The organism is Brevibacillus humidisoli (assembly GCF_020923435.1).
GTDB lineage: Bacteria > Bacillota > Bacilli > Brevibacillales > Brevibacillaceae > Brevibacillus_E > Brevibacillus_E humidisoli.
In genome coordinates this window covers 714,555-728,499 of record NZ_CP087263.1, presented here as the reverse complement: position 1 = coordinate 728,499, position 13,945 = coordinate 714,555, and the positions used below count along the sequence as shown (strand labels likewise).

Sequence of the window (13,945 nt, the reverse complement as noted above, 5' to 3'; positions counted from 1 at the left end):
TGCAGTGGAGGTCTCTAAACCGTCTCATGATTCTGTGACAACGCGATTGGTGATGGTACCGATCCCTTCAATCGTCACGGAAATCTCGTCCCCTGGGTGAAGTTGGCCTACTCCCGAAGGGGTTCCAGTCAACACGACATCGCCCGGCAGCAAGGTCATCACTGCCGTGATTGCTTCCAACAGTTCCGGCACTTTGAACACCATTTGCTTGGTGTTCGAATCCTGCCGAACCTCCCCATTCACTTTTGTCACGATCCGCAGATTGTTGTAATCCAGTTTGGGCGCAATAGCCGGTCCCAACGGACAAAACGTATCAAAGCTTTTTGCTCGTGTCCATTGTCCGTCTCGCTGCTGCAAGTCGCGAGCAGTCACATCTATCGCACAAGTGAAGCCCAAAATATAATCTTCGGCTTCATCTGCTCTGATCCGTGTGGCCGTCTTTTTGATCACGACGGCCAATTCTCCCTCATAATGAAGGTTTTCTGTCAGAGAGGGATAGACGATTGCCTCTCCCGGTCCGACCACGGTTGTTGACGGCTTTATGAACATCAACGGTTCAGCAGGCAGTTCTTTGCCCATTTCAATCGCGTGATCCTTGTAGTTTACGCCAATGCAAACCACTTTACTGGGCGTGCAGGGAGCAAGTAGCCGCAACTCATCGATCGGCAGTTCCAATCCCGTCATCACAGGTTTACGCTCGTCCTGTTTGTAGATGTCTCCCTCGATCACTCGTACTTTCTTTTCATTTGCCACCTGCCAACCGTGTTTCACTTTTCCATTTCGCTCATAACGAATGATCATCTGTTTCCCCTCCCGTAACCAACCGGCCTAAAACAGTTCTGCTCCCGCTTCAAGCGATGTGGTGGTGATCTCCTCTACTTCTGTACGCTCTACTGCACTGTCCACTAGCGCCTCAACATCAAGCCGTCGTTCAAAGCGGGCAGCCTGTTCCGGCTTTGGACGCGTTACCGGGTTTTTCGGCGTAAAAATAGTACAGCAATCTTCAAAAGGCAGGATCGACAATTCATAGGTATCGATCTTCCGGGCGATATTCATGATTTCCACCTTGTCCATGCTGACCAGCGGTCGGAGGATCGGAATATTGACAACACTGGTGATCGTATTCATGCTCTCCAAGGTTTGTGATGCAACCTGTCCCAAACTCTCTCCTGTAGCAAGTGCCAAAGCTTTGTTGTCGCCAGCAATCCGCTGGGCGATCCGCATCATAAATCGGCGCATAATCGTAATCAGATAATCTTCCGGGCAAGAATTACGGATTGCAGTCTGAATATCTGTAAACGGCACCACGTGCAGGCGGATGTTGCCACCCCAAGCAACCAGTTTATGGGCCAAATCACGTACTTTTTGCAGCGAGCGTTCACTGGTGAACGGAGGACTGTGGAAATGAATCGCTTCCAACGTAACGCCCCGTTTCATCATCATCCAGCCAGCGACCGGACTGTCAATTCCACCTGAGAGCAGCAGCAGCACCTTGCCGCTGGCACCGACAGGAAGTCCACCCGCACCCGGCACGGTTTGGCTACTGAGAAATGTGCCTTCTGCCCGGATTTCGATCTGAACCACCGCTTCCGGGTGATGGAGATCAACCTTGATCCCTGCTACATTGCGCAAAATATGGGTACCGATCATTCGGCTTACGTCCATGGACGAGTGGGGGAATCGTTTATCCGCCCGCCGCGTCACGACCCTGAACGTGGCCGGTGCCGGAGTCATCGAGCGAATCAGTTCAAGCGCTCCCTCCTTGATCGCCTCTTCTGTCGCTTCTACACGTTTGGTTGGACTGATCGAGATTATGCCGAAAACGCGCTGCAGACGCTCGATGATTCCATCAGCGTCTTCCCCGTTCAGTTCGACATACATCCTGCCATAGCTGCGGCGCACTTTTGCTTGTTCAAAAGGTCGCAGCACTTCCTTTACACTCCGCATCAACGTCTCTTCAAAGATGTCGCGGTTGCGTCCTTTCAACGCTAGTTCTCCATAACGGATCATAATCACATCGTAAGTCATATCGGTCATCCTTTACACGTTCATATAGGGACGGAGCCGCTGCACCGCGTCGCGCAGCACTTCTACAAACTGATCCATCTCTTCCGGTCTATTATCGGCTCCGACACTTAACCGGATGGCAGACAACGCACGTTCGCGGCCCATACCGGTGGCCATCAGCACCCGACTCGGTTCATTCAACTTGGACGAACAGGCAGAGCGGGTAGAGACGAGAAAGCCTGCTTCTTCAAGTGTGTGAAGCAATACTTCTGCCTTTACACCCGGCACAGAAAAGTTGAGGATGTGGGGTGCGGTGTTTGCTGCGGGCGTATTGATGATACAGCCGGGAATCGACTCAATCCCCTTGCGCAGGCGAGTCGTCATCTCCGTGTACAGGGCAGCTGCTTTCTCCCTCTTCTCTTCCATGATTCGTATCGCCTTGGCCATCCCTGCGATGGCCGCCAGGTTTTCTGTACCGGAACGGACTCCCGCTTCTTGTCCGCCCCCGATCAACAGCGGTTGAATCTTCAAACCCTCTCGTTTGAAGAGAATACCTACGCCCCGCGGACCATGGAACTTGTGCGCAGAGATGCTAAGCAGATCAATTCCCCATTGGTTGATGAGAAAAGGTACTTTTCCGAAGCTCTGTACCGCGTCTACATGAAAGACGATTTTCGGAAATTGTTTCAGATAGGCACCGATCTCTTCGATTGGCTGCACCGTGCCTAATTCATTATTCACATGCATCACGGAAACCAGTATCGTATCAGGACGGACAGCCTGCTTCAAATCCTCAACTGAAATCCTGCCATCAGCATCAGCCGGCAAGTAGGTGACATCATATCCAAACTGTTCCAATTGGCCGCAGACATCATAGACAGCAGGGTGCTCAATCTGGGTCGTGATGATATGCTTCCCTCTGCCACGATACTCCATGGCGACTCCTTTAATTGCTGTATTGTTGCTCTCCGTTCCGCCGGAAGTGAAGTAGATCTCGCCCGGCTTCACCAGCAGCGCTTTTGCCGCAATCTGACGTGCCTGCTTCATCACCTGCTCTGCTTCTACTCCTCTTTGGTGTAATGAGGAGGGGTTCCCATAATAGGTCTCCATTACCTTCCCCACTACCTCAACCACTTCCGGGTACGGTTTCGTCGTAGCACTGTTGTCCAGATAAATCACAAAAAGACACCTGCCTAGCGGATCAAATATCTTCCACCATCATACCTGATCGATCAGGATGATTCTAGTTTCAAATGCTCAAGCATCGTTAAAGGCGCTACAAGCGAGGCTTACAGCTCTAGTGTAACCGGATCGACATGGCCACACTCCCTTGGCATAGAGCTGATGCCCGCGCAGACGATTGGCAGATTATGTGTTCACACGATGTTTACAAACGGAAGCGCTTACAGTCGAAAATGCGTCTTTACTTCCCTTTCGCCCCTTGTTAGAATAGTCAATAAATTTAGAACAATATTATGGGAATGGAAGGAGAGGGACCCCATGACAGCAAGCGTAGCCATGCTGGAACAGATGAAACAAATGGAGGCCGAATTGAAACGGCTGCGTTCTGAACTGGAAAAAATGAAGCGAAAGAACGAAGGGTTCGAGCGGATTGACACCGACGTATTTCTGACCGAAGTGTACAATCGATAGATCATAACAAAACCGGGACTATTCACTTATTTTCGTTTACATGTTTGGAAGGTTGTCGGCATGAAGTCATGCAGATGACCTTTTTTTATGTCCTTCCAACGGCTGGCTCACCCTTTTGTGTGACCCCAGAGGGACCTTCTCAGCCCCTGAGTCCTATGCGTCAACTCTGACTGGTCAATCATGGTGTGACTGGCACCATTTATCCAATGAATGTAGGATTCTCCTCCTTGTACAATAATGCTAACCGCCGCAACAACGAACATACAGCTAGGAGGTAGGTTATGAGCAGATTCAACTTTTGGAAGCTGCCGCTGCAGGCAGTATTGGCAGGAACCTTATTGTTTCCGTCCACAGCTGCTTTTGCCGAAACCATCACGGTTCAGCCCGGTGACAGTCTTTATTTGATTGGTCAGCGCCATCACGTCACGGTTGAACAACTAAAAATTTCCAATCATCTGACTTCAGATATGATCTATTCCGGCAGCCAACTGTTTGTCCCTCCTCAATCGAGGACTTACACAGTACAGAGTGGGGATGTGCTTTGGAAAATAGCAGCTGCGTATGGCGTATCTACTCGTGCGATCATAGAGGCGAGCAATCTCACGTCTCCGGACTGGCTCGAAGTGGGACAAAAACTGCTGATTCCTATCGAGACGGCCACTGCACCCCCGGCAGCAGAAGAGCCGGACAAGCCGTGGGTAGAACTGCAAAACTACACTGTTAAACAGGGAGATACCCCGTGGACGATCTCACTGGCACATGGTATCCCAATGGACGAGTTTTTGCAGGCGAACAAGATGGACGAATCCCAATACCTGAGCATCGGACAAGTCGTGAAAATACCAGTCCACCATATTCCTGTAACCCAGACTCCAGGCAGTACATATGGAGAGTATCTGGATTGGTTTCAAGCTGCCCAGTACCTCTTTCCGATCAATGCAGTGGCTACGGTCACCGATTTTGAAACAAAGCGACAGTTTAAAGTGAAGCGTACGATAGGCGCTGGCCACGCTGACACGGAGCCATTAACCGCTTCTGATACGGAGGTGATCAAACAGATCTGGGGTGGAAACTTTTCCTGGGTTGCACGTCCGGTTATCGTAGAGATAAATGGACGGCAGTTGGCGGCCTCGATGACCTCGATGCCGCATAGTGTCCAGCACATCACGGACAATAACTTCCCCGGCCACTTCGACATTCACTTCTTAAACAGCCTGCGTCATAAAGACTGGCAGGTTGACGAGCGGCACCAGGCCGCAGTGCGAACAGCTGCTGGGCGCTGATGCTCTCAAGTTAATGCTCTAAAACTGACGTTCTCGAAAAGAAAAACGCTTCCCACACAAATGTTGGGTAGCGGAGGAGATGTCTGTTCATCCCCGGTCTAGGTACGGGATCTCCCCCAGGTATTGACCGCTAAAGACTTCTGTAGCAGGGCCTGTCATGTAGACATGGTTGTCAGCGTCCCGCCATTCGATCAGCAGATCCCCACCGGCCAAATGGACCGTGACGTGACGATCCGTTTTTCCATTCAAAACTGCTGCGACGACGGCAGCACATGCTCCAGTGCCGCAGGCCAGTGTAACTCCACTGCCCCGCTCCCACACACGAAACAGAATTTCCTGGTTATTCAATACCTGTATAAATTCCACGTTCGTCCGTTCCGGAAACCATTGGTGTGACTCGATCAGCGGACCGTAGCGCAGCACATCCTCGTCAGATACCGTCTCCTCGATCAGGACGGCATGCGGGTTGCCCATGGAGACGGCCGTCATCTGAAACGTTCGGCCGTCCACATCAATCGGCTGATTGACGACGGCTTGTCTTCCTCCCTCTGTCAGCTGCAGCGGGATGGCACCAGGATCGAGCCGCGGTTCCCCCATGTCAATCGTGATCAACTCCACTTTTCCGTCCGTTCCCACCGTCACTTCTGGTGAGACAATCCCGCCTAGCGTCTCCACGGTAAAACGCTCGCGGTCCGTCAATCCATGATCATAGACAAACTTGCTGACACAGCGCAGCCCATTGCCGCAGTTCTTCGCTTCGCTTCCATCATTATTGAAAACCCTCATCTGAAAGTCGGCGCGCTCAGACGGCATGATCAGAATCAGCCCGTCGCCACCGATACCAAAGTTTCGATCACTCACTCTGCGAGCCAGCTCCGGCAAATCAACGCCTGCAAGCGGCTCTGCAAAGCAGTTTACGTAGACATAATCGTTACCCAACCCGTGCATTTTCGTAAACTTCATCTGCTGCGGTTCTCCTTTTCACGGTTTCCTGTAACCCGGGTATGGGCGGAAATCTGTCTGGCCCCTGAGTCAGATGGTGTAGTGCAGCCATTCCCCGGTCTTTGCCTCCATCTTATCATAGAAGCGCTGGGCACGGGAATTATCCTTAGCCGTCGCCCATTCCATACCAGCGTATCCGTTGGACCGGACGTAAGCAAGGCAGTGACGAAACAGCTCCTCTGCCGCTCCGCCGCCTCTAGCCTGCTCTGCGACGTATATGTCGTTTAAGATCGCAGAACGCCGTAAACCAAGTGTGCTGAGCGTAAAATAAAGGGTAGCAAATCCTACCGGCTCATCATCAAGCCAGACGATAAACTGGATTCCTTCCTGCGGATGATCCAGCAAATAGGCGGCATGCTGGTATACCTCCTCATCTCCATGCTGTCTGCCATAAAACTGCAGATAGCCCTGCATCAAGGAAACAAGCTGTGGCAGGTCAGTCTCACGAGCCGACTCCACCCTGATTGTCTGCTTCTCTCGGTCGTGCACGGTACTCTCTCCTCCTGTCCATCTTTTTTTACTCATTCTACCACCATTTCTCAGCCGATTGGATAGGTGATTGGCAAACGGACAGGCGTAGAGAGACGCGACATGATATACTGTTTGACAGCCAACTTCCGTGAAAGGAGAACAACGAATGAAGATTGCACTGGGCACAACTAACCAGGCCAAACGAAAAGCAGTCGTTCTAGCCACGGATACAGAACCCGTCTGCCTGTCTGTACCTTCAGGCGTGGCAGACCAACCGCTATCGGAGGAGGAGACGATTCAGGGAGCGATAAACCGAGCCAAACACGCTTTGGATCGGATGCCGGACGCAGATGTCGGACTGGGGCTGGAAGGTGGTCTTACCTTTGACGCTCGTTTCACCCAGCAGTGGTATCTGTTCTCCGTCTGTGCCGCCTGGGACGGTGAGCGGCTCTGTCTGGGCAAAGGCTTGTATTTTCCGATTCCTAACTGGGTGGGAGAAAGGGTTAGCCGCGAAAACATTGAACTGGGCACCATCATCGACGAACTGGGGGAAACAGAGGGAAGCAACCAGAAGGAAGGCGCGTACGGGATGTTCACAGGCGGACGGATCACCCGTGCAGAGGTATTCTGCCAGGCCGTGATTGCCGCATTGACACCGCTGCGATCAGAGGTGTACGCGAGACGGTAACGATGAGGGAAAAAGGTCCATAGGGAGAGTGACAGCTCTGCGGGAGCATGTTTGATCGGATCCCACAGAGCTGTGATTGCAAGCTTATCACAGAGGACACAGGCGTGGACCAGCTACCTAACCCTGTACGGCAAAGTTTGTTTCAAACAGTTCACGCAAGGCTGAAGCGGCTTGCTGTTCGTCCTCACCGCTCACTTCAATCGTCACATCATCACCCACTCTTGCTGCCAACGCCATCACGTTGATGATACTTTTACTGTCTGCCTGTTTGCCGTTCTTGATGATCGTAATGGACGACTTGAATTGATTGCTTCTGTTTACCAGGATGGAAGCAGGCCGGGCGTGCAAGCCACCGTGTGCATTTACTTTTACGGTGAAGCTAACCATCTCTCTCCTCCTCTCTGTGGCAGACAAAACGCGAAACTGGCTCCGATAGGCTGGTTGACAAAAGTTGCTCCTCCCGGAAAAGAGCTGCTCTCCGCCTGTACCGGGGCTTTGTCTACACGCTGAACGTACTCGTTCTTCGATAATCATGGATTAGCCGTGCTCACGAAGATGCTTTAAAAAACTGAGGCAAATGCTCTTTGTGAGCTTCCAGCATCTCGTCGAGGATTTGTTTGGCGATCTTATCTGACGGCACCAGCGGGTTAATCGTCATCGCCAGCAGTGCCTTGTGATAATCTCCCGTCACCGCAGCTTCCGCCGCCAGCCGTTCGAACGATTTGATCTGCTGGACGAGACCGCGTACCGCAACGGGGAGTTCACCTACCGCAAGCGGAACCGGTCCGTCCCTAGTGATGAGGCAGTTCACTTCGACAGCCGAGTCGTGTGGTATACCGGCAATCGCTCCGTTATTTCGCACGTTGACCGGCTGAACGTCACGTTTGTCCGTGTAGATGGAGTGAATCAGGCTGCACGCCGCATCGCTGTAATACGCTCCTCCGCGAAGTTCCAACTGCGCCGGCTTGTGGTCCAGGTGAGGATCTTTGTACAACTCAAACAACTCTTCCTCCACTCGTTGCACTACTTCCGCACGCGTTCCTTCTTTCTCGGCGGCCTCCAGCTCGTGCTTCAGCATGGTCTCGGTTTGATAATAGTAGCGATGGTACGGACACGGGAGAATGCCTAAAGCCTTGATAAAATCCTTTTCCCATCCCAGATCCACAATATTTTGCATCGTGATGCCTGACTCCCCTGAAGAGAGTTTATCCAGCAGGGTGTCGGTTGCCTTTTTGCCGTCCACATAGACATTCAGACCGAATACCATGTGATTGAGTCCGGCGAAGTCGATGTGGACACGGTGCTGATCCACTCCCAACAACTCGGCAACGCCCATCTTCATGCCAATCGGCACATTGCAAAGACCGACCACTTTTTGCATGCGGCTGTACCGCAATACCGCTTCTGTCACCATACCGGCCGGATTGGTAAAATTGATCAGCCAGGCATCAGGACAAAGCTCTTCCATATCGCGGCAGATCTCCATAATCACCGGAATCGTCCGCAATCCTTTAAACAATCCACCCGGTCCGTTCGTCTCCTGTCCGATCACGCCGTATTTGAGCGGGATCCGTTCATCCTTGGCGCGAGCATCGAGCAAACCAATCCGCATCTGCGTAGTCACAAAGTCAGCGCCCGGCAACGCTTCTCTTCTGTCCAAGGTGAGGTGGATCTCCATCGGCACCCCTGCCTTCTGCACCATCCGTTTGGCCAAAGCGCCGACAATTTTTTGTTTCTCCTGTCCGGCCGGTATGTCAACCAGCCACAACTCGCGGATTGGCATCTCATCGTAACGCTTGATGAACCCTTCGATCAATTCAGGGGTATAGCTGGAACCGCCGCCAATCGTAACAACTTTCAAGCCTCTCACGCTTCCACTCCCTTGCTTGCACGCATTCTCTCATACAAATCGACAAACTCGACTGCCAAGTCCTTCACCGTCATCGCATTCATCAGGTGATCCTGGGCATGGATCAGCAGCATCGTAATCTCTGTCTTTTCTCCCGATGCTTCCGCTTGAATCAGCGAGGTCTGCAGTTGATGCGCGTGATGCAGTTCTTCTGCCGCTTCCGACAGTGCCGTCCTGGCTGCAGCGATCTCCCCACGCTTGGCATGAGCGATCGCTTCCATCGCCAAACTCCTTGCGTTGCCCCCATGCAGGATTAATTTCATTACCGCTTCTGAATCGTTCATTTCTATCTCCACCCATCCAACGTGTTGAATAACAAAACGTATTGCATCTGATTCCTGCTGACGTTACATCTGGGCTGTGCTGTCTTTGCCGACATTTTGCGCTGTGAGGTTCCCCTGTTCTTCCAGCCACTTCTGTTTATCCCACAACCGGAAGAATGGGTAGTAGATCAGCAGTGATATGAAAATATTGACGATTTGCAGAATACTGCCTGAGATCTTTCCACCAGTAGCCAGATATCCGCTGATGATCGGTGGAGTGGTCCACGGAACCGACACCCCGCTGGGTTTGGCTACTAATCCCCATGACATGGCAAAATAACTGATGATCACCAGTACGAACGGACACAAAATAAAAGGAATAATCAGCAGCGGATTCATCACAATCGGCATGCCAAAGATCACGGGCTCGTTGATGTTGAACAGTCCGGGACCGATGGAAAGCCGCCCCGTGCTCTTCATCTGCTGACTGCGGGCCCGCAGGAGCATCAGGATGACCAGGGCCAGGGTCGCTCCGGAACCACCAGCGTAGATCCACATATCAAAAAACTGCTTGGTGATGATGTTCGGCAGCTCGGCCGCAGGATTTTGCTGGAAAACAACGCGGTTCTGGTCCATCAAGGTAAGCCAGACGGCTCCCAACACACCGTCAACAATCGCCGCGCCGTGTATCCCCACCGCCCAGAGGATGTGCACCACAAGCACAGCCACAATCCCGCCGATCAGTGTGCCGCCCAACGCGTTCAACGGTGCAGCCAGGACGGTAGATACAATATTGTGTATGCTCTCAAAAGAGGTGTTCTCAATCAAAATCCGCAGCAGCCAAGTGGCCAGCAGAATCACAAAAGCAGGGATCAAGGCTACAAACGAACGGGAAACAGCTGGCGGCACACCGTCTGGCATGCGGAAAACGATATTCTTCTGTATGATTTTTCTGTAGATCTCTGTTGACAGAACCGCTATCAACATTGATACGAACAAACCCTGGCTTCCCATCAGCGTTCGCGGGATGACGCCGTCGATTTGCGTGGCGGCCGTTGCTCCTTCCGGGGTAAACATGATCCAGTTGGGTGTTGCCAGCAGAAAAGCGGCAACTGCGATCGCACCTGCCGACAGGGGATCCACCTTGTACTTTTCTGCCAACCGATAGGCAACGCCAAATCCAACAATCAAGGCCATGATATCAAATGTGGCATTGACCGGGTACAACAGCTTGGTTCTCCATTGGTCACCAAAGGTATTCGCCATGAATTCGTCGTAACCAGGGATAGGAAGAAACCCGATAATCAGAAAAAGAGAGCCGATAATCAACAGCGGCATGACCAGGATAATCCCGTCGCGAATCGCCTGCAGATGTTTCTGTTCGGCTACGCGGCCCGCTACCGGCATTACCCGTCTTTCCAGAAAAGAGATAAATCCCCCCATAAACAGCCTCCTCTATTTATTTGCTAGACGCAGCGCAAACTCCAATACATTTTTCCCATTCAACGTACCGTAATCCAGCGGACTGATCACATCTACCGGAATGCCTTTTGCCTCCCCCTCCTTTTTCAGTTGAGGCAGTTTGTAACGAACCTGCGGGCCCAGCAGTACGACCTCTGCTTGATCGAGATTGTTCATCACCTCTTCAGCGGAAACGGCCCAGATTCTCCCCTGCATCCCTCTTTCGCGGGCAGCCTCTTCCATTCGCTGTACGAGCAGACTGGTCGACATTCCCGCAGAACAACAAAGCAAAATATTCATCATCGCCCTCCTTTCGCATGATCTGTACTGGTATAGAAGCAACTCCTATGCCAAAACACTGCATAATGAATGCGCTTACAGCAGTAATCCTGATATCTTTCCTGTTCCGTACGTCTTTTTCTTTACTTTGTTTTGATGAATACGGTTTAGTGTTTTCGTTGTTTGCTTTAGAAAAGCAAAAAAAGAAACACTATTTAGGCTAGTGTTTCCGGTTCGCGGGCTAACGGAAAAAAGTTCATCACAAAGCAAATGTCATCTTCACCAATGTTGATTTGATAAGTATCTGCCAACGGTTGAAGCTCGTATGCCACCAATGTGAACATCTTTCTGTTCTCGGCGATAAAGGACTCCTTGTTGGAGTAAGTAACTGTTTGCGTATTGGTTTTGAGCCTCTCGATCATGCAGCATATATGCAGATACGTCCCGATTAGGGTATCGAACGGCAGCTTGGTATGCAGGCGCTCTTCCAACCGGGAAACGCAGGTCCTGACATCGCGCAGAACGGCATCTCCCTCCACCATCTTCAACTGCTCTTTCAAGGTCTCTGCCATCCTGGTGTACGCTTCTTCCAAGTCAATCGCCTGCTGGATGTCGGGGAGCACTTCGCCGTTTAGGACATCATCCATGCTGTAATGATGGATGTCTTTATCCAACAGATAATTGCTCACGATGCAAATCACGTTTCGCGTCTCCTTGAGCTTTCGAAGTTGGCGGCGCGCTTCCTTCCTGTCAATCAACTGGATCGGGATGATCTCCAACAACTCTCTGTCAAACCGCAGCCGTGCCTCCAGCAAGCTTTTGAGAAACAGGGCACTCCCCTCTCCTGACAAGCACGCGGCAACGATCGTCATCCTTGGCAGAGGCTGGGCGCTTGCTTCGCTGTCCTGCTGTTCTTCCATCAGCAGATACAGACCTTTCACATCCCGGTACACTTCTTGCAAAGAATGACCCAGCATTGCTTTTCGCGAGGCTTCCACCACGTGCAGTGTGCTGACCATGGGAATGACCCGAACAGGAATGCCCAGCTCCGCTTCGATCAGCTCCCCGAATACCAACAGTGAACCCATGTCGACGAGGAGCAGCAGGCCCGACTCGCCGCTCGTTTCCCGCGCGATCTGCACGACCTGCTCGACGATCCCGGAGGAATCCTTTTCAAACGGCAGATCCACCGCCCTCGCATATTGCACAGCCAGCAGCCGATTGGCCACATCGACCATCGCTGTCGCTACCCCGCTGCCGTGCATGATCACCAGCACACCTACTCTTTCCCGTCCTTCCTGCATCGCTTCGTCATCGAGGATAAAAAACATTGTCAAGTAGCCGGCCTCGTCAATCGGCAGATCGATAAACAACGCTTCTTCGATCATCCGCACGCATTCCATGGCAACAGCAAACTCTTTTTTGTATTTGATTCGCACACTGTTTAGATGCGGGTTGACGATCTGCTTCCCCTTGGCTAGTCGATCCTTCGAGGTTTGGATGTGCAGCGCCAGGCCGAGGATCACCTTTTGACTCATCACTTTTCCCAATTTGGCTTCTGTGTAGCGGACGATCTCTTCCACCAGCTTGAGGATGACCGGATCGATGATGCGGGCCAGATCTCCCTGGTGAAACCGCTGCTGCACTCCTTTAATAAACTGCGTGAAGTAGTGTTCGATATCAAACTCCAGTTCTTCATCGCTCACGCCTTGATTGCGCAGTTCATAAATTTTCTGCTCAATCTTTTCATATACGCTGTGGACGGGCCGCTCCGTCTCCTTTTCCACCAGAATCCGTTCTTGTGAAGGCTGCACGACAAATGCGTTGTTTTCGGTGCCGACCAATTGTTCCAACAACTGCTTTTGTTCTTTGGCCAGCAGCAATCCTTGTTTTACGTGGTATGGCAGGTCAGACACACCTACGTGAAGATCCGGCTTTCGCATCGAGAGCAAATCGGCATATGCCCGGGCACAAGTAAGCTGTATATCTGTTTTGAGCTGGCCGATGTTGTTGGGGCATTCATAAGAGAGAAAGGCATGAATGGCACTGGCCGAGACCTGGATTTCCTGGCCCAACCGGAAAGCCTCTTCACGGAAAAAATTCATCACCAGCCCAAACCGCTCCTCCAATCCCCGCTCCATGAGAGAAGGCAGCTTGATGATCATCGGGATTCTGCGGATAAACGTTTTAAGCAGGCTGGACTCCGGGTTTTCCGTCGTCGCCGAGATGATTTGTACGTGGGCTGTACGTTCGTCTTCCGTCTCGCCGACACGCCGAAAGATGCCTTTGTCCATAAAGGTAAAGAACACTTCTTGTCCTTCCGCCGGCAGACGGTGCACTTCATCGAGAAAGAGAATGCCGCCATCTGCCTTTTCCAAAAGCCCTTTGCGATCCATCTCCGCCCCGGTGTACGCTCCTTTTTTTACACCGAATAGCTGGCTGATCAGCAATTGAGGACTGTTGGCGTAATCCGCACAGTTAAAAATGACAAATGGCGCTGATGGGTCCAGCCGGCCAATCTCAACGGCAAAGGCGTGAATCAGGTCGGCAAACATCGTCTTGCCCACCCCTGTTTCCCCGAGGATTAAGCAGTGCATGCCGCGAGGGGGGTAGAGAACCGCCGCTTTTGCTTGTTCGATGGGGGTGATTAGGCTTTTGTTCGCCTGGGCCAGTTTGTCCAGTGTAGTTGTCCCTGTATGGAGTGTCGGCTCTCGTCCTGGCTGTTTCGCGCAGAAGCGCGTAGGACGACCTTCTGTCTTCTCCAGTTTCCCTTCTTTCCACAAACGATTGAGATCGCTGCTCACATTGGCGCGACTCAGTCCAAGCTCTTCGGCCAGCTCACCGGCACTTACGCTCCTCTCCGGTCCGATCTGGAGCAGCTTTTGGTAAATCAAATCGATTCGCTTCATGAAATCACCCATCCTGGCAG

14 protein-coding genes are annotated in these 13,945 nt (G+C 51.9%); 3 read left to right on the top strand and 11 right to left on the bottom strand.

Going from position 1 to position 13,945, the window contains the following annotated elements:
• Window positions 1–24: 24 nt before the first annotated feature.
• Genes LOK74_RS03510 through LOK74_RS03500 form a run of 3 tightly spaced genes read right to left on the bottom strand, consistent with a single transcriptional unit; the run spans window position 25 to window position 3,186 of the window.
• Entirely contained in the window at window positions 25–801 is a 777-nt protein-coding gene (locus LOK74_RS03510) for a fumarylacetoacetate hydrolase family protein (RefSeq protein WP_230045238.1), read from the bottom strand.
• A 27-nt stretch (window positions 802–828) separates the two neighbouring features.
• Window positions 829–2,028, bottom strand: a complete 1,200-nt coding sequence (thiI, locus tag LOK74_RS03505; RefSeq protein WP_230045237.1) for a tRNA uracil 4-sulfurtransferase ThiI — start codon at window positions 2,026–2,028, stop codon at window positions 829–831.
• Window positions 2,029–2,040: 12 nt separating this feature from the next.
• Window positions 2,041–3,186, bottom strand: a complete 1,146-nt coding sequence (locus tag LOK74_RS03500) for a cysteine desulfurase family protein (protein ID WP_230045236.1) — start codon at window positions 3,184–3,186, stop codon at window positions 2,041–2,043.
• A 321-nt stretch (window positions 3,187–3,507) separates the two neighbouring features.
• Here LOK74_RS03500 and LOK74_RS03495 point away from each other — a divergent pair, with 321 nt between their 5' ends.
• On the top strand, window positions 3,508–3,660 hold the full coding sequence (locus LOK74_RS03495; protein ID WP_230045235.1) for a hypothetical protein: 153 nt from the start codon (window positions 3,508–3,510) through the stop codon (window positions 3,658–3,660).
• A gap of 281 nt (window positions 3,661–3,941) precedes the next feature.
• Window positions 3,942–4,943 (top strand): LysM peptidoglycan-binding domain-containing protein, encoded by a 1,002-nt coding sequence (locus tag LOK74_RS03490; RefSeq protein WP_230045234.1) that lies wholly within the window; start codon window positions 3,942–3,944, stop codon window positions 4,941–4,943.
• Between the two features lie 87 nt (window positions 4,944–5,030).
• Here LOK74_RS03490 and dapF read toward each other — a convergent pair whose 3' ends face one another.
• Both dapF and LOK74_RS03480 read right to left on the bottom strand, forming a co-directional pair.
• Window positions 5,031–5,906, bottom strand: coding sequence for a diaminopimelate epimerase (dapF, locus tag LOK74_RS03485; RefSeq protein ID WP_230045233.1), 876 nt, complete (start codon window positions 5,904–5,906; stop codon window positions 5,031–5,033).
• 69 nt (window positions 5,907–5,975) lie between these two features.
• Window positions 5,976–6,434, bottom strand: a complete 459-nt coding sequence (locus tag LOK74_RS03480) for a GNAT family N-acetyltransferase (protein WP_230045232.1) — start codon at window positions 6,432–6,434, stop codon at window positions 5,976–5,978.
• Window positions 6,435–6,582: 148 nt separating this feature from the next.
• Between LOK74_RS03480 and LOK74_RS03475 the strand changes: the two genes are divergently transcribed.
• Window positions 6,583–7,104, top strand: a complete 522-nt coding sequence (locus LOK74_RS03475) for a DUF84 family protein (RefSeq protein WP_230045231.1) — start codon at window positions 6,583–6,585, stop codon at window positions 7,102–7,104.
• A gap of 117 nt (window positions 7,105–7,221) precedes the next feature.
• Here LOK74_RS03475 and LOK74_RS03470 read toward each other — a convergent pair whose 3' ends face one another.
• The 6 genes from LOK74_RS03470 to LOK74_RS03445 form a co-directional block, all read right to left on the bottom strand.
• The gene (locus LOK74_RS03470; protein ID WP_230045230.1) at window positions 7,222–7,491 is read right to left on the bottom strand and encodes an HPr family phosphocarrier protein; all 270 of its coding nucleotides are present in this window, start codon (window positions 7,489–7,491) and stop codon (window positions 7,222–7,224) included.
• A gap of 160 nt (window positions 7,492–7,651) precedes the next feature.
• Window positions 7,652–8,974: a 6-phospho-beta-glucosidase gene (locus LOK74_RS03465; protein ID WP_230045229.1), complete on the bottom strand. Its 1,323-nt coding sequence runs from the start codon at window positions 8,972–8,974 to the stop codon at window positions 7,652–7,654.
• On the bottom strand, window positions 8,971–9,297 hold the full coding sequence (locus LOK74_RS03460) for a PTS sugar transporter subunit IIA (protein ID WP_230045228.1): 327 nt from the start codon (window positions 9,295–9,297) through the stop codon (window positions 8,971–8,973). The genes LOK74_RS03465 and LOK74_RS03460 overlap by 4 nt, the downstream gene beginning before the upstream one ends.
• Window positions 9,298–9,360: 63 nt before the next feature.
• Window positions 9,361–10,719 carry a PTS cellobiose transporter subunit IIC gene (gene celB / locus LOK74_RS03455; RefSeq protein ID WP_230045227.1) on the bottom strand — a complete coding sequence of 453 codons (1,359 nt, stop codon included), beginning with the start codon at window positions 10,717–10,719 and terminating at the stop codon, window positions 9,361–9,363.
• Between the two features lie 12 nt (window positions 10,720–10,731).
• The gene (locus LOK74_RS03450; RefSeq protein ID WP_230045226.1) at window positions 10,732–11,037 is read right to left on the bottom strand and encodes a PTS sugar transporter subunit IIB; all 306 of its coding nucleotides are present in this window, start codon (window positions 11,035–11,037) and stop codon (window positions 10,732–10,734) included.
• Window positions 11,038–11,231: 194 nt separating this feature from the next.
• The gene (locus LOK74_RS03445) at window positions 11,232–13,925 is read right to left on the bottom strand and encodes a sigma-54-dependent transcriptional regulator (protein ID WP_230045225.1); all 2,694 of its coding nucleotides are present in this window, start codon (window positions 13,923–13,925) and stop codon (window positions 11,232–11,234) included.
• Window positions 13,926–13,945 lie beyond the last annotated feature (20 nt).